Origin of the sequence: Mesorhizobium sp. M8A.F.Ca.ET.207.01.1.1 (genome assembly GCF_004794715.1) — a bacterium.
Classification (GTDB): Bacteria; Pseudomonadota; Alphaproteobacteria; order Rhizobiales; family Rhizobiaceae; genus Mesorhizobium.
In genome coordinates this window covers 1-1,162 of record NZ_SRUS01000037.1, presented here as the reverse complement: position 1 = coordinate 1,162, position 1,162 = coordinate 1, and the positions used below count along the sequence as shown (strand labels likewise).

1 protein-coding gene is annotated in these 1,162 nt (G+C 62.3%); it reads left to right on the top strand.

The window, feature by feature from the left end; all coding sequences use genetic code 11:
• The first annotated feature begins 200 nt into the window (after positions 1–200).
• Positions 201–1,139, top strand: a complete 939-nt coding sequence (locus tag EN850_RS33325; protein ID WP_127873644.1) for an IS110 family transposase — start codon at positions 201–203, stop codon at positions 1,137–1,139.
• Positions 1,140–1,162: the final 23 nt, after the last annotated feature.

The window sequence follows — 1,162 nt, the reverse complement described above, 5'->3', positions numbered from 1 at the left end:
GCCACCTTGTATCTACACGAGAGAGATTTCGTGGGATTGAAGCGATTGAGCCAAGGTCCGGGCGGCCGCCCGGACCTTGGCTTGGCGAAGTCGCCCGTACCACCTGAGGTTACAGCCGCGGGAGAGCTTGGGATCTTCGCCTTCGTCACGCACGACCGAACAGTCGCTTGGTTCCAACCGTACGCACAAGGCAGGTTACCGTGAACATGATCATTTGTGGAGTTGATGTTTCGAAGGATTGGCTGGACGCGCATGTCTGGCCCGACGGGGCGGTAGAGCGCTTCACCAACGACGCGACGGGGATCGCAGCTCTTTGGCTGTTCTGTCACAACCATGGCGCAACCCACGCGGTGATGGAGGCGTCGGGCGGCTATGAGCGGTTGGGCTTCATGCTTTTGTGGGCGCACGGCATGCCGTGCGCTCTGGTCAATGCCAAGAGCGTGCGCCGCTTCGCCGAGGCGATGGGCTATCTGGAGAAGACCGACCGTATCGACGCTTCCATCATCGCCCATTACAGCGCAGTCAAGAAGATCGTGCCGACGCCACCACCCAGCACTGCCCAGCAGCGGCTTACTGCGCTGGTTGGGCGGCTTTGCCAGGTCGTCGGCGATGCGACCGTCAACAAGCAGCGTAGAAGCGCCGCGCGCGATGCCGAGACAGGCGCCAGCATCGAGGCGATGCTGGCTTTCCTCAAGCGTGAGGAGCGGCGCCTGGAAGGCGAGATCGCCTCGATGATCGACGATGATCCGCTGTGGGCCAGATTGGGATCGGCCTTCCGTTCGCTCAAGGGCGTGGCTGGCCGCACCGTGGCCCGCCTCATGGCCGAACTGCCCGAGATCGGCCTCATCTCCAACAAAGCAATCGCCAAGCTGGCAGGCCTCGCCCCTATCGCCAACGACAGCGGCAAGCGCGCCGGCAACAGGCATGTGCGCGGCGGACGCGCCGGGCCCCGGGGCATCCTCTTCATCGTCGCAGCCATCGCAGCCAAGTTCGATCCCCATCTCAAAGCGTTCGCTCAACGGTTGCAACAGGCGGGAAAGCCCAAAATGCTCATCCGCATCGCACTCGCCAGAAAACTTCTCGTCATCCTCAACGCAAAAGCACGCGACGCGAGAAGCGAATTCGCAAATGCAACTTGACACCCCAGATAGTCGCTCTCCCC